A 19,322-nucleotide genomic window follows, 5' to 3' on the forward strand; every position below is an offset into this window, starting at 1 on the left:
CTACTGAGAATAAGTCGATAAAAATTGACCGAAGCGACCGATGGCAGCTTCTAAGTCTTCGACATGAGGCAGGGTGACAATTCGAAAATGGTCGGGTTTTGGCCAATTAAAGCCAGTACCTTGAACAAGTAATACCTTTTCTTGAATTAAGAAATCGAGGACCAATTTTTGATCATCTTTAATGTTGTACATTTTTGTGTCAATTTTGGGAAATAAGTACATCGCCCCTTTGGGCTTTACGCAGGATACACCCGGGATCTGGTTAATTAGCTCCCAAGCTCGGTCGCGCTGCTCTAAAAGTCTACCACCCGGTAGGATGAGCTCATTAATACTTTGGTAACCCCCAAGAGCAGTTTGTATGGCATGCTGCATTGGTACGTTGGCGCATAAACGCATAGAAGCCAGCATTTCTAAACCATCAATATACTCTTTCGCAAGGTGTTTTGGTCCGCTTAAAAACATCCACCCACTGCGAAAACCGCATACGCGATAAGCTTTAGAAAGGCCATTAAAAGTTGTGACCAAAACATCATCGGCTAACGTGGCAACGGAAGTGTGTATAGCACCGTCATATAATACTTTGTCGTAGATTTCATCAGCAAAGATAATAAGCTTGTGCTGTCGAGCAATTTCAATGACTTCTAACAAAAAGTCTCGGCTGTAGACAGCCCCCGTTGGGTTGTTCGGATTGATCAGTACAATCCCACGAGTTTTTTTGGTGATTTTCTTTTTTATATCATCTAGGTCAGGGTACCAATCTGCTTCTTCATCGCACAAGTAGTGAACTGCGTTTCCACCAGAAAGTGATACAGATGCTGTCCAGAGTGGATAATCCGGGGCAGGAACCAGCATCTCATTGCCGTCGTTCAGTAGTGCTTGCATCGCCATCACAATCAGTTCAGATACGCCATTGCCAATAAACACATCTTCTACGTCAAGGCTTCTCAATCCCTTTTTTTGGTAGTGTTGGACGACGGCTTTTCGTGCGGAATAGATGCCTTTAGAGTCACAATAACCCTGAGACGTGGGGAGATTACGAATAACATCTACTAGGATTTCGTCTGGTGCATCAAAGCCAAATGGAGCAGGATTGCCAATGTTAAGTTTCAGAATTTTATGGCCTTCTTCTTCCATTCGCTTAGCATGTTTGAGCACTGGACCACGTATGTCGTAGCATACGTTATCGAGCTTGGACGACATCCCGATATTTTGCATTCTTAATTTCCTGAGAATTTGTAGTTACTTGGGTATAAATTACATCAATGAGGCTTTTTTTAGTATAAAAATCTGTAAATTCTTTTAATCCAAACGTTGACCTGAAAGTCAAAAGTGAGCAGACGCAAATAAAGTTGTCAGTAGCCGACAAAAATTGATGTTGTTCTTGATCTGAGTAGGGTCTATAAATACAGTAGCCGCGGATAATATCTATTTCTTATAACTCACAGAATTTCGAGGTTGATTTGTCACATTTTTATCGAGCCTTAACTCAATTGATCCAACGAGTAAAAAATGCAAAAGACGACGAGTTTCGTGTGACGCAGGCGCTTGATGAAAAACCCGAGTTTGAATTTATAGATTGGCTTGAATCTCAACCTATTTTTCCAAAGTTTTATTGGCAATCTCGTAACACACGTGAAGAGGTTGTCGCGTTAGGTACACTGTATTCTTTTTCTGATATTGCACCTGCATACGCTATTTTAGGTGATGAGCAACGAGTGTGGGGTGGTCGTTCATTTGACGGCCATTCAGAAAAAAATCAGCGCTGCATGCCTTCGTTCTTTTTCTTGCCTCAAATCGAGCTTATTCGATTTGATAATCAGTGGACCATTGCCGCCAACTTAAACCGTGAAAGGCATCGCACTCTGGCTAGTTTGCACAAGATTAAAAAAGAAATACGGCCAGTATTGCCAATCTCTTCACATATAGAGTCGCTCGAGCATCTGCCAGAGAAAAAAGGCTGGGAGAATATGGTTGACCGTGTGCTGGAAGGCATCTCAGAGCAAGAGTTTAAAAAGGTCGTACTCGCTCGTCAAACGACAGTAAATTTGGACTCTCCACTGTCTGCCGCGCAGTTGTTAAAAGCGAGTCACGAAACCAACCATCACAGCTATCATTTTTTGATGGCTCTGGATAAAAAGCATTGCTTTGTTGGCTCGACACCGGAATGTTTATATTCTCGCTATGACCAAGAACTTCACACTGAAGCGTTGGCAGGTACGATAGGTCGGGGAAGCGATGCTGCGCAAGATATGGAGCTTGCCCGTTGGTTGTCTCAAGACAAAAAAAACCTCAACGAGAACCAGTATGTGGTTGATGATATTGTTGAGCGCCTTTCTCCTCACATAGAAAGTATAGAGGTTGAAAGCGGCGCGAGTTTAGTTCGCTTACGTCAACTGCAACATTTAAAGCGTAGTATTAATGCTAAGTTGCATGCAGGCGTTAAGGGCGTTGAACTGTTAGGTGCTCTTCAGCCAACGGCTGCTGTAGCAGGTCTACCAAGAAAAGAAGCCAAGCAGTTTATAGAAAAGCACGAACCGTTTGCTCGTGGTTGGTATGCTGGTTCAGTGGGTTTTGTCAGCCATAAACAAGCCGAATTTTGTGTCGCAATTCGAAGCGCACTCGTTTTAGATAACGTGGTGAAATTATACGCTGGTGCTGGAATTGTTCCCGGCTCTGTTGCCGAAATCGAATGGCAAGAGCTTAACAAGAAGGTATCTACTTTGTTGTCCTTAATCTCGGACAACACGCCTTTGGGGGTTGCTTCATGAAGCAACAGGCTGGGCTGAATAGGATCTGGTGCAAAGTAATATTAGAAGAGCTGGTTCGATTTGGTGTTAAACATGTATGCATAGCCCCGGGTTCGCGTTCTACGCCACTTACTCTAGAAGCAGAACAAAACCCAGCGCTTGAGCTTCAAACTCATTTTGATGAAAGAGGACTGGGGTACTTGGCTTTGGGTTTAGCGAAAGCAAGCCATCAGCCAGTCGCTATTGTTGTTACTTCTGGTACAGCGGTGGCGAATCTTTTACCTGCGGTTACTGAAGCGAATCTAACTGGAGAAAAGCTTGTTGTTTTGACTGCAGATAGGCCAATAGAGCTAGTTGGTTGTGGCGCGAATCAAGCAATTAACCAAGTCGGTATTTATTCTCAACATGTGACTGGGTTTGTTGCGTTACCGAGCCCAAGCACCAATAGTTCCTTAAATTGGCTGCTGACTACCATTGATGACGTGATGTTTAAGCAAGCGTTAAATGATGGGCCTGTTCATATTAATTGCCCATTTCCAGAGCCTCTATACAGTAAAATACAAACGAATACATTCGATAAGTATTTAGGTCAAATTCAGCGCTGGCAAGAGGCGAATAAAACGTATTGCCAACGTGTTTACCAACCTTCGACTTACGTACCCATTGACCCTACATTACTAGATAAAAAAGGACTCATCGTATTAGGCAGGGTCACATTAAAAGAAGCACAGCAAGCGAAGCGCTTAGCTGAATACTTAGGCTGGCCACTTTTAGCCGATCCGCAATCGGGTGTAACAAGTGATTGGGCGCACTATGATTTGTGGTTACAAAACCAAGACAGTGAACAAACCATTAGCCAGTGTGATTTAGTTGTTCAGCTTGGTGCACAAATCATTTCAAAGCGTTTTAATGCATGGTTGGAAAAGAGAGTTGGTGAAGGTTGTGACTATATTTATGTTTCTCCAAGAGCGACTCGAAACAACCAATCGCATTTGCCACAACTCCATTATGTAGCGGATATTCATGAATGGTTGCTTGTACAATATACGGCAGCCCAACAGTATAACGTTTTATGTGCGAATTGGGCTGATTTGTTAAAGGTTGACTCACTGGGTATAGAAGAGTTAGTCGCACCAAACATCGAGGCTAATGCCTCTCCTTCAGAAGTGGGTATCGCATGTCTACTTTCGGACCTACCCAATAAAATCCAGCTTTTTCTCGGCAACAGCTTGTTTGTTCGATTAGTGGATATGTTCTCTAAAATTAATGACAAAGAAGTGTTCACCAATCGTGGAGCGTCAGGCATTGACGGGAATATTGCAACCATTGCTGGAGTCCAAAAAGCCACTCAGCAACCAATGGTCGCATTCATTGGTGATACAACGTTTCTCTACGACTTAAATTCATTGTCGTTATTATCTGAACATTTGCCGCTAGTGATTGTCGTACTAAATAATGATGGCGGTGCGATTTTCAATTTATTGCCTGTGCCAGAAGAGAAAAAGCGACGCTTGTATCAAATGCCGCATGGTTTACAGTTTGAACAATCTGCAAGGCAGTTTAATTTGTCCTACAGCAGACCAACAACATTGTTGGATTGTCAAACGTCGTTAAGGAATCATATCGACCAAGGAGAAGGTGCGATGATCATCGAAATAGTCGTTCCTCCAGGTGAGTCTAGTCAGCAGCTCAGCCAAATTGTCGAAGTGATCCATGCTGAGTAGTCGAGTTTATCGTAAAGGCGCAAAAAAATTACCCGCTGTCGTATTTATTCATGGCTTACTGGGCAGTAGTAAAGATTGGCGCTCTTGTATAAAAAGGCTCAAGCCGTTCCAGTGTATTGGTATTGATCTTCCAGGTCATGGAGAAAGCAGGTTTATTCGGTGCGAAGGTTTTGACCACTGCAGTAGGCTGATCACCGAAACTTTGCAGCACTATATATGTGATGATACGCCAGTGATTTTGGTGGGCTATTCTTTAGGTGCAAGAATTCTTATGCACGGTCTGGTTTCTGGCATCTATGATGCATTCAATTTGCATGCTGCCATCATTGAAGGTGGGAACTTCGGCCTTAAATCGGACGAAGAGAAAAAGCAAAGGTTAATGAATGACGAAAACTGGGCTAGCCGTTTCGAAACAGAAAAAATAGAGCAAGTTTTAGCCGATTGGTATAGGCAACCAGTGTTTTCTTCATTAAACCATGAGCAAAGACAAAACTTGATACAGAGGCGAAGTGATAACCTAGGTGAATCTGTAGCACGTATGTTGGTCGCAACATCGCTAGCTAAGCAAGAGTTCTTGTTAGATAAGCTCAAAACAGTGAGCGCCCGAACACACTACGTATGTGGCTCCAAAGATACTAAGTTTTCACGCTTAGCAGCAGAAAGCCAGTTGTCATACAGTGAAGTTGAGGGGGCTGGGCATAATGTTCATCAAGAACAACCGGAAATATTTTCGCAAGTGATTAGGTCTATTTTATCTGATTCAGTCCCGAAAGCTTGCGACTAGGCAAAATTGGAGTCTCCATGGCTAAAACAGTAGGCATCAGCGAAGAAGAACTATACGCACCAGTAAACTGGCACGACTGCAGTGCTCAATACGAAGATATTCAATACCATAAATCTGAAGATGGTATTGCAAAAATCACTATCGCTAGACCTCAAGTGCGCAATGCATTTCGTCCACAAACCGTTAAAGAGATGATTGATGCGTTAGCCGATGCGCGTTACGACGAGAAGGTAGGCGTTATTATTCTGACTGGGCTAGGTGAGAAAGCATTTTGTTCTGGTGGCGATCAAAAAATTCGTGGTGATTACGGCGGCTACAAAGATGATTCGGGTACACACCACCTAAACGTATTAGATTTCCAACGTCAAATTCGCACTTGCCCTAAGCCAGTCATTGCTTCTGTAGCTGGTTGGGCTGTCGGTGGTGGTCACGTTCTTCACATGATGTGTGACCTGACAATTGCTGCTGAAAATGCTCAATTTGGTCAAACTGGGCCAAAAGTCGGTTCGTTTGATGGTGGTTGGGGTGCTTCGTATATGGCTCGAATTGTCGGTCAAAAGAAAGCACGTGAAATTTGGTTCTTGTGCCGATTCTACGATGCACAAGAAGCGTTGGATATGGGGCTAGTGAATACAGTAGTGCCTGTGGACCAATTGGAAAAAGAAACCGTAAGATGGTGCCGAGAAACGCTGCAACATAGCCCTATGGCGTTACGTTGTTTGAAAGCTGCGCTCAATGCTGACTGTGATGGTCAAGCAGGATTGCAGGAGTTAGCTGGCAACGCCACTATGATGTTTTATATGACGGAAGAAGGTCAGGAAGGCCGCAATGCGTTCAATGAAAAACGCCGCCCAGACTTTGATAAATTCCCACGTAATCCATAAATGAAGCTTGTTTATACAAGTTTAAGGTTGCAAAGAGGCTTTTATCATCACGCTGGCTAGTGTTTATAAGAAGGAAAAGGGAAATGACAAGATCTGCCAAGTTGTATAGGTACAAACTGCCTATGGATAGTGGTGTCATATTAAGAAGCCAAAAACTGTCTGAAAGGGTAGGCTTTATCGTCGAGATTTCTGAAGATGGTAAAGTAGGTAGGGGAGAGGTAGCCCCATTAAGCTGTTTTAGTTTAGAGTCTACAGAAGAAGCAGGCGTTCAAGCTCAGCATCAATTGGAAATGTGGGTACATGGTGGGCAGTTTGACTACTCCAACCTATACCCTTCCGTCGCATTTGGGCTCTCAATCGCGGAGTTGGAACTCAACGATGAGTTACCTGATGAAGGTAACTATCTGACAGCGCCATTATGTACAGGCGATCCTGACTCGTTGCTACCTAAGTTGGAGGCAATGGGTGGAACGAAAGTCGCTAAGATTAAAGTGGGTTACCATGAGCCTATTCGTGACGGTATGCTAGTCAATCTATTTTTAGAGGCAATCCCTGATCTCAAGCTTCGCTTAGACGCTAACCGCTCTTGGGATTTACCAGAGGCGATGGAATTTGCTAAGCAAATTACGCCTTCACTACGCCAGCGTATCTCGTATGTGGAAGAGCCGTGTAAGCAACCGGGAGACAGTGTCTCTTTTGCGATTGATACTGGAATTGCAATTGCGTGGGATGAGACGATTCAACATGAAATCTCACGTAAAGATTTTAGTATTGAAGACCTGTTAGGTGTTAAGACGCTAGTCATCAAACCAACGCTTATCGGTTCGGTGCAAGACTGTATCAAATTGATTGAACGGGCTCAGGCTCACAGTATTCAAACCGTGATCAGCTCAAGTATTGAGTCAAGTTTTGGACTAACACAATTAGCTCGATTAGCGAAATGGATACTGCCAGAGAAAGTGCCTGGTTTAGATACCGTAAAGTTTTTTGAGTGCCAACTTGAAACGCCTTGGCCCGGCTGTGATCTTCCAGTTGTGCCACTTTCTGAGCAAGAAATTATGTGGCGGTCGTAGTGGCCACTTTTTTGTCAGATTTGAAAAAATGGTCGTCTAGGCGGCCATTTTCTATTGCTCTAAAAGCTTCAAATACGCATTATAATTGGAGAGAAATAAATTACTCCGTAGAGCAGCAAGCTCGTCACCTTTCATACCAAGGAGTCACAACGTCAGATCTCGTCACCTGTATTGGTAAGAATAGTTTCGAATTAGTCATAATGTATCTAGCTTGTGTGGAGTTAGGTGTAAAGTGCGCTATCGTTATGCCTCAGCCTCTTCCTTTACTTAAAAATAAGCTCAACACTCTCTATCAAAAGCAGCAAAACAAGTATGTCTGGATGAGTGATTCTGACTATGAGCAAATGCCTGAAAACGATCAGACTGAACTTAGAATGAGTGTGCTTCGTTTGTCACAGGCACATTTTAGTGTACGACTTCAACGAAAACAGAAGTACGCTTTGCAAAACATCGCTTCCTTAATTTTTACCTCAGGTTCTTCCGGAGTCGCCAAAGCAGTCGCACATAATGTGGATCAGCACCGAGCCTCTGCTCTAGGGTTATTAGAACAATTCAGCTTTACGCTTGGTGATACTTGGCTGCTTAGTTTGCCTATGTATCATGTCTCAGGGTTGGGGGTTATTCATCGTTGGTTGGTCTCAGGTGCATGTATGAAAGTGGGCACTGGAAAGCTAGAAGATGATGTTAAAGACGTGACCCATGCTTCTTTGGTTCCAACTCAACTGCAGAGGTTATTGGCCCAACCTGAGCATAACTTGAACTTAAAACGTGTGTTGCTTGGCGGTAGCCATATTCCAAGCTTATTAGCCCAACAAGCAGCAGCAAAAAATATCGAAACTTGGCTTGGATATGGGATGACAGAAGCTGCGTCTACCGTTACGGCTAAGCGAGTCGATAAACTTGATACTGCTGGGTCTGTGTTAGCAAATCGAGAACTACGGATTGAGGGAAGAAAAATTTATCTCTCTGGGAAAACACTAGCCAGTGGTTACTATTTTCAGGGTCAGCTGCATAGTCTACGTGATGAAAATGGTTGGTTTGATACAAAAGATCTCGGTGAGTGGGTGGGCGATGAAGTGCGTATCTTTGGTCGTGAAGGGAATATGTTCATCTCTGGTGGTGAAAATATTCACTGTGAGGAAATAGAGGCAGTACTAAACCGACACCCACAAGTGAGAACTTCGGTCGTTATTCCTATCGAAGATGATGAATATGGCGCATTGTCTATCGCACTTATTTCCACAACATGTGATTTAAAAGAACTATATTTAGATGATTGGATAGAGAATAAAATTGAACGCTTTAAACGCCCACGTCAGTACTTTATATTGCCTAATGAGCTTTTAGGTTCGGGTATTAAAATTCCACGTACGCAAGTCAAAGAATACGTCACTTCACATTTCACCAACTATCGAGTTATTTGATAGTCCAAAACAGAATTTAACCTTTTTATAACCACGACTCATAATAACAGTCGTTATCTGTTGGGTATGGGTATAAAGGTTTAACATGAGATGGTTTCTTTTGGGCGCTGCGTTTTTACAACTGGTGATAGCGACACAGAGCGATGGCTTGTTTAGGTCGATCATTGAGATGACGGCTTTTCTGACCGTGTCTATTTTGTGTATTCACATTTCGATGCAGAAAAGCCCAAAGTAGCCAATTCTAGTGCCAGAGCAACCAAGATAGAGAAGAGACAGAAATAGCTACCCATAAGCCGACGCCATAAAGTAAAGGTTTGGCTCCAGTTGTTTTCAGCTTTTCAATCGTAATCCCACAACCAATCAAGAACAAACACACGACTAGAAGTTTTTTCGATGCAACGAAAATACCATGGTAAAGCACTTCAAATTGTGGAGTTAAATCGCTAATTCCTATCGCAATCACGTAGAAGAAAATAAAGTAAGGAATGGTGATTTTTTTTGAGTGGCTACGGAACAAGAAAGCACTTAAGAAAGCAACAGGAATGATCCACAATGCACGAGTTAATTTTAGTGTTGTTGCGACGGTGAGCGCTTCGTTCCCATAAGCAGAAGCAGCCCCCACAACCGAAGAGGTATCGTGAATTGCGATAGCCGCCCACATTCCGAACGTTTCTTGGCTGAGGTGAAGGGCATGGCCAATCACAGGGAATAGAAAGAGAGCGATGGAGTTCAGAACATAAATCGTTGCAAGTGCTAGCCCAATTTGCTCATCGTCTGCATTGATAGCAGGCGCGATAGCGGCAATCGCACTACCACCACAAATCGCAGTACCTGATGCGATAAGATAGCCCGTCGTTTTATTTAACTTAATGATACGAGTTACAATCCACCCTAAAATTAAAGTGCCAGCGATAGTCGCGATAATGAGCCCAATCCCATCGGATGTGACAGTTAGTGCTTGCCGTAATGGGATACCGAATCCAAGGCCAACTATGGAGTAGGCTAATAGTCTTTTGGTCCATTTAGTGAGAGAAAACTCTTTTGGTACAAAGCCTAAGCTCGCCATGGCAAAGCCAATAACTAGCGCGATTGGAGAGTTAACAAACGGAGTTAAGGTAAGCACAATAGCTAGCCCAAATGGGAGGTAATTTTTCTTTAAAACCATGAAACTGAACCAAATGAAGAAGATGGACTAATTGTACACAAGAATAGAGTTTTGTTTGTATTAATGTTTTTAACACATGTTAAGAATTTTTGAACAAAAAATGTAATAAGCCTCTAGCTTTAACTCGTAAGGGGTGAATATGCTCTAGTGTGAACGCTTATTTATATCAACAATATTTTTGTCTGTGCTGTTGGAATAGAAATCAAATCGGATTTTGCCCTCTTTTTTTGCCTTGTACATAGCGGAATTAGCTTTAAACAAGAGCTCGTCTGGCTTCGTTCCATTGGAGGGGCTCAAAGCGACTCCAATACTTGGTGTAATTTGGTAAGGCTGCTCATTGAGAGTTAAAGGTTCAATCAATTCTCGAGTGACGTTTTCACAAAAAGCGCTTACTTCACTTGGCTCGAAGAATGTTTCGCTAACAATGACAAATTCATCTCCGCCAACTCGGCAAATGGTATCTTTGGGTTGGATGACATTCGCTAGCCGTTTAGCAACATTTCTTAAAAGCTCATCACCCGCGAGGTGCCCAAGAGAGTCATTGACAGTTTTAAAGCTATCAAGACCTATAAAAAGTAGAGCGAATTTCTTATCGTGATATTTCACTTTTTGACAGGCTAACGAAAGCTTATCCATTAACAGAGAACGATTTGGCAGACCAGTGAGTGCATCATGTTGAGCGAGGTAAGTCATTTTTGTTGTTAAAGCGTGCGATACGCTGACATCTTGGAAAATGACTACGGCACCATATGCTTGACCTTTATCACTTAGAATAGGCGCAATGGTGTTATGCACTGCGTATACTTCGCCTTTTGAGCTGATGATAGCAGTGCTATCAGGCAACTGGTAAGCCATCTTATCGTCGATAGCGCGCACAAGAGGGTTATGCAGTTTAGCTCCAGTACTTTGGTTAATTAGATAAACGATGTCCGTAAAATGTCTTCCGAGAATATGCTGTCGAGGCATGGAAATTAGCTTCTCTGCCACTGGGTTAACGAAGGTAATACGCTGTTTAGAGTTAGTCGCAATGACTCCGTCACCAATAGAATGGAGAGTGACTTCCAATAGCTCTTTTTCCGTTTTGAGAGATTCGGCCAAAGAGTATTCCTTTCTTTTATCACTGATGACGGCTAGAGAGCGAAGAGTCTGGCTATTTTCGTCAACTTCTAAAATTCCAGATAGCTCAACATCTATTACATTGCCTTGTTTATGTACCATTTGATACTGAACATCGTGCACTGCTCCGACACGAAAAAACTCTGGCAATACCACTTCTTTCGCTTTTTTAGCACTTTCTTCAGTAAGGAAGTCTGTCGAGAATTTGCCGATGACTTCATCGCGAGTATATCCGAGTAACTCTAGCCACTTGTCGCTCACTGAAATTATTTTTCCATCTTCCCCAATCGAATGCATAGCGGCGGGAGTCTTTTCATATAAAGACACATAGCTATTTTTTGTACTTTTTAGTTTTTGCTCAGAACTCTTAGCTTGTAGTACCGTGACAGCAAGGAAGGAAGGCGTAAGAAAAGACAGCAACATCGGAATATAGAAATATATTTCTTGGTGGCCGTATTGATAGTCAACAGGGATGTAAATGTTGGTGGATACCATTACAGCGGACAGTAACCCAGAGAAAAATATGGACAGTGCAACGCCAGTGTAATGAACCAGTATTGCGGCACAAGCTAACACGGAGCATATATAAACATAAGGATAAGGAAGGTATAAAAAGCTGACATATGTAGTGAAAATGGTAACAACTATTGTGACCAAAGAACTCGGCTCCAAAGCATACCTAACCATTTCCTTCAAAGGGAAATTGGTTAAAACAAGGCAAACAGGAAACATGATTACAGCACCAACCATCGAGCCGATTGCCCAATTTCCCCAAAAATCTGTGACAGGCTGTGTGTGTAATAGGCTTAGAGTGTACGCTCCTATAAGAGAAGAAAATAAAGCTGGAATAAAGCAGGCCGAAGCAACGGTTTTAAAATAGGTGGGCAGAGTTTTAAAGCTATTATTACAATTGCCATATTGCGATAATAACCAAGCAACCAAAAAAACTTCAGTAAGGTTAGCTGGTAAGAATGCCAAGCTTTGCAACACACTTTGACTATATGGTAGATCGGCAAGGAAGTTTGCGGTTGCTACCACTACTAACAATAAACCCCAATGTTTAAGAGGGCGACATGCAATGAGAACCCCGACGACGACATTGGCCAGCCAAATGGTCGCTAAACTGTGCCCCGCACGACTTAACTCTAGTGAAATAAGAGCAAATATTGAATAGAGAACAAAGGTTAATATTGGCGGGAAAAGAAAGTGGTTCCCGAGCTTATGTGTCAATTTCATTAATGCTTACCCTGAGCGCTAATGTTGCTTTCCATTGCTAGCTAAAATAGTCGGGTAGTGCGCTATATTCCTTATACCGCTGGTATTTCATTAAGGTGTAATGGCCCATTGTGTATACACTTTATCTATTTTTCACTCGGGTGAACCCCGAAGTTGAAAGCGACAGTGTGAACACAGAAACGAGTCACCCTTAGTGACCGAATTTATATCGGTTGTCTACCTCTATTTTATTGGGTAAACATATACCCTAACCACGCTAATTATTTTTGCTGCTTTTCTTTGTTACTACTCAAGCGTAGAGGGCGATATTAAAATTGACAATTTCAGAACTGAGACTATCAGGAGATCACCGTTAACATGTTCAGTTAACGCCAATCTCCTCTCAATTCAGAGATAGTTTGTTTGAGCTTTTCTAATGATGTTTCATTGGAGTTGACAGGCTCAGCTGCCTCGATTTCAATCTTAGCTCTAAAACGAGTTGGTATGCCTTTGCAAGCTCGTCCTTTATGGCGACTAAAGTAGCTCCCCCACATGCCCTTAAGTGCGATTGGTACAACCGGAGCAGAGGCCTTGCGTAGTATGAGTTCAACACCGCGACGAAACTCTTGGAGTTCACCATTGGAGGTCAGTTGGCCTTCAGGAAAGATACAGACTAGCTCGCCTTCTTTTAGGGCGTCATCGACGGACTTCAGTGCAGATCGAATTGAGGCCTTGTTAGTTGCTGAAATAGGGATAACACCAGCGCGTTTGTAAAAACGTTGTAGAGGCTTAAAATTGGCATAATCTTCTTCCATGACAAAGCGAATCAACCTTGGACAAATTGCACTTAATAATAGGGCGTCCATATAACTAACGTGATTACACACGATCAGTGCGCCGCCTTGTTCTGGCAATTGGTGTAGGTTTTTATGTTTCACCTTGTAAATAGTGTGCGTCAAAATCCACAATACAAATCGAACCAAAAAAACCGGTACTTGAAAGCAAAGATATAAAGTGATTAGGAAGTTGAGAACCGCAATAGCAACAAACAGTTGGGGAATGGTTAGCTGAAATACTGATAGTGCCACAATAGCTAACACGGCACTTCCAACCATATACAACGCGTTATATATATTTAATGCAGCGATGATCTGGGCACGTTGATTTACCTTCGAGCGATGCTGGATAAGTGCGTAAAGTGGTACAATAAATACGCCGCCTGAAGCTCCTAATAGGAGTAAAAATAAAAATACAGGCCACAGCTGAGAGTACGAGACAAATTCATGCAGTGAGGTGAATTGCGGCAGATCTGCAGGAACCGAGTACGCCATGAAAAAGCCAAAAATTGTAATGCCTAGGCTACCGATTGGCACAATACCTATTTCAATTCTATGTCCTGACAGTTTATCGCAGATTTGCGAACCTAGAGCGATACCAATAGAAAATATCGCAAGCAGGAACGAAACAGCGCTCTCGCTTCCATGAAGATAAATTTTAGTAAAGTTTGGAAACTGGGTCAGGTAGGTAGCACCAAGAAACCAAAACCAACTAATAGCCATAATCGATTGGAAAATCACCCTATCTTGCTTAGAAATAGATAGCGTAGTCTTGGTATGTTTTATTGGTCGCCAGCGAAATTTGAGTTCTGGATCTGCTGCTGGCGCATCAGGAATGTAGCGACTTGCCAAGTATCCCAGCAATGCAAAAAGAATCACAGATATGCCCGCCAGCAACTTGGCATTTTCTGCAGAGGCGATAAAGCCAGCTCCAATAGTACCGATCAAAATAGCGAGAAATGTGCCTGTTTCGACCAAAGCATTTCCTGGAACCAATTCATTTTGCTTTAGATGTTGTGGCAGGAGCGCATATTTGACTGGGCCAAAAAAAGCGGATTGAGTCCCCATCAAGAATAACAAGAAAAGCAATATTCCGTAGCTACTCGTGATAAACCCAAGTGCACCGAATACCATAATGACGATTTCAAACAGCTTTACTTTTCTAATGTAACCCGATTTTTCATATTTATCCGCTAACACCCCCGCTGATGCGGAGAAGAGAAAAAAAGGTAGAATAAATAGCCCAGCCGCTAGGTTAATGAATAAATTGCTCGACATGGGCAGTGCTTGGACGCTAGAAAATGCAACAAAAATTAACAGAACATTTTTAAATATGTTGTCGTTAAAAGCGCCAAAGAATTGTGTAATAAAATAAGGAAGAAAACGCTGCTGAGAAAGCAAACTGCCATTTTTATTTTTTGGCATGCTGTATCCTTTACAAGTTACCAGTCGACTAGATATCGTGACATCAAATTAGAAATCAACTTTTTACCATCAATAGGCTCTGCGGCAAAAAATTTATCATCAACACTAAGTAGAGTAATGCCATGGACACCAGCCCATAAAACTCGACTTGCCTCAAGAACTTCGGATTCAACACGATTTGGTGATAGCTGCTTGAGCAGGCCTTCAAGCATGCCGGTCATATTGTCGATTCTTTGTGCTTGCCACTGAGGAAGATCCTCTCCATTCATATTGTGATCGAAGATAAGCTGCCAGCGGTAACGGTTGGCGTGAGCGAAATCGAGATAACAATAGGCGAGTTGGTAAAGTGCTTCTTTCGGCTCTTGCTCGCTTGCCAAGATACCCCTAGCTTGAGCTGCGAGCTCATCTAAAGTTTCTGCGATAACATGCAGAAGCAGCAGGTTATAATTTCCGAAAATATTAACCAGTGTGCTTGGGACGTAACCAACGAGATTGGCGATTTTTCTTAGGCTGAGTTCGTGATGAGGCTTATCAGCCAAAAAGTTTTTCACTTCAGATAAAGTGAGTTCGGTTAACTCTTCTCGAGTATGATCGTTTCTACGTGCCATGCTATCTATTCTGTAAAAATACAACGTTCAATATTTTAGTTAGGTATGTATGTTACCGTCAACAAACCTCTGTTCCTTTTGCAATATTCTGATACATGTATTCTGTCGGCAAATGTTTTCACGTGCTAGGTGAAAAGCTATGATTAGCTGTGATTAGGTTAGAATTACGTTAAGGAAAAACATGAAACGCTTTTTATCCCTAGTGGCGATACTTATTGTAACTGTCACCACAGCTCAGGTTGCAGAGGCAAAAAAATTCGGAGGAGGTCGCTCTTTCGGTAAAAGTTTCAAAACTGCTCCTGCGCCTAAACAACAAAACTTAAATACAAATAGTGTCGGCAAAAACCAAGCTGGTGCAGCTCAAGGTTCGAGTAAAAAAGGGCTGATGGGGGGGCTGCTAGGTGGTTTGCTAGCTGGTGGACTACTTGCCGCTATGTTTGGTGGTGCGTTTGATGGCATCCAGTTTATGGATATCTTAATTTTTGGTGTGATTGCTTTCATTATCTTTAAGCTAGTTCGCTCTATGTTAGGGGCGAAGCAAAGCAGTATCAATCAACATCGTCAACAACCAGCGTATGGCGGTGCACCCGAGCCAAAATTCGAACCAGAAAATGAAAGAAATTTTGAACAAGGCCAAGGAAGTTCAACAACTAGTGGCAGTGGATTTGGCGCAGCTCATGACGTTCCATATAAATTCTCACCGGGCTTTGACCAAGTGGCTTTTGTGAACGGAGCAAGAGAGCATTATAGAATTCTGCAAGGGGCATGGAACTTCAATCAACTAGAGAAGATTGAAGAGTATGTTTCTCCAAGTCTGTTCGAAGATCTGAAAGCTGAGCGCGCAAAACTACAGGGTGAGCAGCATACAGAGGTGATGTACGTCGATGCGGAAATTGTACGTGCAGACTACGATTCGGAAAAAGCGCAAATCAGTTTACAGTTTAGTGGACGTTATAAAGATACTACGGAGAAAGTAGAAGAGGATATTGAAGATTTGTGGCACCTTGAAAGAGATCTCACTAAGCCAAATGCGCCTTGGTTAATCGTCGGCATTCAAGTTTGAATATTATTTTAGCTTGTTAATCTTAGCTATTGTATGAATATGGGCTCTGGAAAGCCAGAACATTTGTTCTGGCTTTCCATCTTATAAATGAGGTCTTTTACTTTACGCTACGAGCACACCAGAGACTTCAAACTCTTTTAGCTTGTTTCTATAGAGCTCTAAGTTTCCAATATTTTTACTTATCCAAGCAGAGTTGTAATAGGTGTCTAAGTAGCGCTCTCCGCTGTCGCAAAGCAAGGTAACAATCGAGCCACGTTGACCACTTGCTTTCATCTCACTTGCTAATTGCAAAGCTCCGTAAAGGTTGGTTCCAGTCGAGGCTCCTACTTTTCGACCGATAATGTTTTCTAGCCAATGTATTGTTGCGATACTCGCAGCGTCTGGAATGGATCGCATTTCATCTATCACTCCAGGTATGAAGCTTGGTTCCACACGTGGTCGGCCAATTCCTTCTATTCTACTGCCAGTTGTTGACGTAAGAGTGTCGTCACCTGTTTGGTAATAGTTATGAAAAACCGAGTTTTCAGGGTCTACAACACATAGTAGGGTGTCATGCTGCTGATAGCGTATGAAGCGGCCAATGGTTGCTGAAGTGCCTCCTGTTCCTGCACTCATTACTATCCAGCTTGGAATCTTGTGCTCTTCCATTGCCATTTGCTCAAATATTGAGTTAGCAATATTGTTGTTGCCACGCCAGTCCGTTGCTTTTTCTGCGTAGGTAAATTGATCCATATAATGACCATTTAGTTCTTTAGCAAGCTTTGCTGACTCGGCATAAATTTGGTCGGAATTATCGACAAAATGTGCCTTCCCACCATAAAATTCTATTTGCTCGATTTTTTTAGGTGCGGTATGTTTTGGTACAACCGCAATGAAAGGTAAATCAAGTAATCGCGCAAAGTAGGCTTCAGAGACTGCAGTACTACCAGATGAAGACTCAACCACAGTGGTATTAGGGCCAACCCATCCATTACAGATAGAGTAGAGAAAAAGTGAACGGGCTAGTCGGTGTTTAAGAGAACCTGTCGGGTGAGTGCTTTCGTCTTTTAGATATATATCAATACCATCGATGGATGGAAGCGCTAACTTAATTAGGTGTGTATCTGCCGAGCGTTGAAAATCAGCGGCTATTTTACTTATCGCGTTATTGGTCCAACTTTTACTGATCGCCATAGTTACCTCCTTTACTATGATATTAGTAAATGTTATATGCAATTACCAAAAACAACTTTATTTTTGTTATCCTCATTGGGATAATGTGTAGAAAATTTTTCTAAAAAATTCAACGAGGATAGAAAGTGGAATTGGATAAAGTTGATCGCACTATATTGTCACTTTTACAAAAAGACGGCACGTTATCATTGAACGAGCTGGCAGAGGCAGTGAATCTTACCACAACACCTTGCTGGAAGAGATTAAAAAAGCTAGAAGACTCAGGTGTTATTGATAAACGTGTTGCCTTGCTTAACCCAGATAAGCTGGATCTTTCGTTCACTGCGTTTGTCTTGATTAAAACTCGCGACCATTCACATGAATGGTATACAGGTTTTGTAGAAAACGTGTCTGAATTTCCTGAAGTCATGGAATTTTATCGCATGGCTGGCGAGTATGATTACATGATGAAAGTTCAAGTAAAAGACATTCAGAAATTTGACGAATTTTATAAAAAGCTCGTTAATAGCGTTGATGGTATCACCAACGTGACGTCGACCTTTGCGATGGAGTCTCTAAAGTACACAACCGCGTTACCTATCTAACGAAACTTATTGATTAATTGAGTTAGGTTAGCTTTTGCTAAAGCGCATTACGCCTTCTTGTACTGCGCTGGCCACGAGCTCACCGCTACGGTTGAAAATTTCCCCCCGAACAAGTCCACGTGTTGCTGAAGCATTTGGGCTTTCAATCACGTACAAAAGCCAGTCGTCCATTTTAAATGGTCTGTGATACCACATGGAATGATCAATGGTCGCAATTTGAAATTTAGGAGTAAGTAAAGATACTTTGTGAGGGTGCAATGCTGTTACAAGGAAACCCCAATCTGATGCATATGCTAGCAAGTATTGATGAACAAGAAGATCGTCCGGCATATCGCCATTTGAGCGTATCCATAAATATTGTTTTGGCTTTTCTTCGCGTGGATTGAGCGGATTAACTACTACCACAGGTCGAATTTCAATTGGCTTTTCACCGCAAAATATTTTCTGAACTTGCGGAGGTAACTTATCGGCAATTTTTGCCGCTAGCTGTGTTTCTGAGGCAAAATTTTCCGGCCCAGCTACGTCTGGCATGCTATTTTGATGTTCAAATCCTTGCTCATGAATATGATAAGACGCGGTAAGATAAAATATCGGTTTACCGTATTGAATAGCTTTCACGCGGCGCGTGCTAAAGCTTGTCCCATCTCTGAGATTATCAACATCATAAACAATAGGTTTATTTGGATCGCCTTTGTAAAGAAAATAACTATGAAATGAGTGGACCGAACGATCTGAAGGGACAGTATAGCGGGCGGCGGAGAGAGCTTGGCCGATAACCTGTCCTCCGTATACTTGCGGCAAGCCTAAGTTTTCACTTTGTCCTCTAAATAGCTCTTCTTCCAGTCGCTCAAGTTGTAAAAGATTTAGCAGTTCATCAAGTGGTCGACTCATACGTTATCTCTAGGTGTTAGTGATCTGTTTGTAGATATTACGATGAATTACAGAACTTTGCGCTGCGAGTAGTGAAATATTTGAGGCAAAAAAAGAGCTTGCTGATGAATACGGCATTATCAACAAGCTGGACTTATTCTGAAATGTTTATAAAACTTAGCTACTTACGTGTAAGCAAAGCTCTGCGTTAAACTAGAGCCAAAATTATGCCGCCTATCGTTGCCGCTGTGGAAAGAATTTTCCCCGCATCATAAGAATCATCCGGCGCTTCCTCTTCCACTTTATCTGGCCGCTCTAAACCTAAAGCTCCACGAGTAAATGAATTTACGTTGTCGCCAATTGACTTATCTTGGTTCTTAGCTTCAGAGAGTTTTTCTTCTTTTTCAATTTGTTGTAAAGCGGCAAGCAGTGCTTTGCCTTCTTCAGAAAGCGTCACTTTATTTTGCTCTACCTTAAGCGGTGCTGGTTCAGTACCAACATTATTAGAGTTAGTTTGAGGCTTAACCTGTTGGTTTGGAGTCAGTTTGGTTGGCTCCATGCCTACTGGTGTCATATTGCTCTCCTTACTACATGCTCTTCAACTGTATCGACAGTGATGGACAAAACTTGC

General features: G+C 42.3%; 16 protein-coding genes. 8 read left to right on the forward strand and 8 right to left on the reverse strand.

All coding sequences use genetic code 11. From position 1 onward, the window contains the following. Positions 1-1,215, reverse strand: a complete 1,215-nt coding sequence (locus tag ACM2FC_RS07455) for a pyridoxal phosphate-dependent aminotransferase (protein WP_498480262.1) — start codon at positions 1,213-1,215, stop codon at positions 1-3. Positions 1,216-1,460: 245 nt separating this feature from the next. On the opposite strand from ACM2FC_RS07455, the gene ACM2FC_RS07460 reads away from it, so the two are divergent. From ACM2FC_RS07460 to menE, 6 genes are all read left to right on the forward strand, one after another. Beyond that, a complete protein-coding gene (locus ACM2FC_RS07460; protein WP_498480263.1) occupies positions 1,461-2,768 on the forward strand; it encodes an isochorismate synthase in 1,308 nt (435 codons plus the stop codon). After that, on the forward strand, positions 2,765-4,471 hold the full coding sequence (gene menD / locus ACM2FC_RS07465) for a 2-succinyl-5-enolpyruvyl-6-hydroxy-3-cyclohexene-1-carboxylic-acid synthase (RefSeq protein WP_498480264.1): 1,707 nt from the start codon (positions 2,765-2,767) through the stop codon (positions 4,469-4,471). Before ACM2FC_RS07460 ends, menD begins: the two co-directional genes overlap by 4 nt. Then, the gene (menH, locus tag ACM2FC_RS07470) at positions 4,461-5,255 is read left to right on the forward strand and encodes a 2-succinyl-6-hydroxy-2,4-cyclohexadiene-1-carboxylate synthase (protein WP_498480265.1); all 795 of its coding nucleotides are present in this window, start codon (positions 4,461-4,463) and stop codon (positions 5,253-5,255) included. The genes menD and menH overlap by 11 nt, the downstream gene beginning before the upstream one ends. A gap of 17 nt (positions 5,256-5,272) precedes the next feature. After that, a complete protein-coding gene (gene menB / locus ACM2FC_RS07475) occupies positions 5,273-6,139 on the forward strand; it encodes a 1,4-dihydroxy-2-naphthoyl-CoA synthase (RefSeq protein ID WP_498480266.1) in 867 nt (288 codons plus the stop codon). Positions 6,140-6,222: 83 nt separating this feature from the next. Beyond that, a complete protein-coding gene (gene menC / locus ACM2FC_RS07480; protein ID WP_498480267.1) occupies positions 6,223-7,212 on the forward strand; it encodes an o-succinylbenzoate synthase in 990 nt (329 codons plus the stop codon). Then, the gene (gene menE, locus ACM2FC_RS07485; RefSeq protein WP_498480268.1) at positions 7,212-8,636 is read left to right on the forward strand and encodes an o-succinylbenzoate--CoA ligase; all 1,425 of its coding nucleotides are present in this window, start codon (positions 7,212-7,214) and stop codon (positions 8,634-8,636) included. The genes menC and menE overlap by 1 nt, the downstream gene beginning before the upstream one ends. A 241-nt stretch (positions 8,637-8,877) precedes the next feature. Here menE and ACM2FC_RS07490 read toward each other — a convergent pair whose 3' ends face one another. The 4 genes from ACM2FC_RS07490 to ACM2FC_RS07505 all read right to left on the reverse strand — a co-directional run bounded on the left by ACM2FC_RS07490 (position 8,878) and on the right by ACM2FC_RS07505 (position 15,001). Further along, on the reverse strand, positions 8,878-9,801 hold the full coding sequence (locus tag ACM2FC_RS07490) for a YeiH family protein (protein WP_498480269.1): 924 nt from the start codon (positions 9,799-9,801) through the stop codon (positions 8,878-8,880). 144 nt (positions 9,802-9,945) lie between these two features. Beyond that, entirely contained in the window at positions 9,946-12,153 is a 2,208-nt protein-coding gene (locus ACM2FC_RS07495; RefSeq protein WP_498480270.1) for a diguanylate cyclase domain-containing protein, read from the reverse strand. 365 nt (positions 12,154-12,518) lie between these two features. Further along, positions 12,519-14,393, reverse strand: a complete 1,875-nt coding sequence (locus ACM2FC_RS07500) for an MFS transporter (protein WP_498480271.1) — start codon at positions 14,391-14,393, stop codon at positions 12,519-12,521. 17 nt (positions 14,394-14,410) lie between these two features. Next, on the reverse strand, positions 14,411-15,001 hold the full coding sequence (locus tag ACM2FC_RS07505; protein ID WP_498480272.1) for a TetR/AcrR family transcriptional regulator: 591 nt from the start codon (positions 14,999-15,001) through the stop codon (positions 14,411-14,413). Positions 15,002-15,182: 181 nt separating this feature from the next. Between ACM2FC_RS07505 and ACM2FC_RS07510 the strand changes: the two genes are divergently transcribed. Further along, positions 15,183-16,064, forward strand: a complete 882-nt coding sequence (locus ACM2FC_RS07510; RefSeq protein WP_498480273.1) for a Tim44 domain-containing protein — start codon at positions 15,183-15,185, stop codon at positions 16,062-16,064. 102 nt (positions 16,065-16,166) lie between these two features. On the opposite strand, the gene ACM2FC_RS07515 is transcribed toward ACM2FC_RS07510, so the two are convergent. Further along, entirely contained in the window at positions 16,167-17,237 is a 1,071-nt protein-coding gene (locus ACM2FC_RS07515) for a PLP-dependent cysteine synthase family protein (RefSeq protein ID WP_498480274.1), read from the reverse strand. Between the two features lie 125 nt (positions 17,238-17,362). On the opposite strand from ACM2FC_RS07515, the gene ACM2FC_RS07520 reads away from it, so the two are divergent. Continuing rightward, complete coding sequence (locus ACM2FC_RS07520) at positions 17,363-17,821, forward strand: Lrp/AsnC family transcriptional regulator (protein ID WP_498480275.1); 459 nt, start codon at positions 17,363-17,365, stop codon at positions 17,819-17,821. Positions 17,822-17,848: 27 nt separating this feature from the next. On the opposite strand, the gene tesB is transcribed toward ACM2FC_RS07520, so the two are convergent. After that, complete coding sequence (gene tesB, locus ACM2FC_RS07525) at positions 17,849-18,712, reverse strand: acyl-CoA thioesterase II (RefSeq protein WP_498480276.1); 864 nt, start codon at positions 18,710-18,712, stop codon at positions 17,849-17,851. Between the two features lie 187 nt (positions 18,713-18,899). Further along, positions 18,900-19,265, reverse strand: a complete 366-nt coding sequence (locus ACM2FC_RS07530) for a hypothetical protein (RefSeq protein ID WP_498480277.1) — start codon at positions 19,263-19,265, stop codon at positions 18,900-18,902. Positions 19,266-19,322: the final 57 nt, after the last annotated feature.

This window comes from Vibrio sp. A37, from assembly GCF_059777565.1.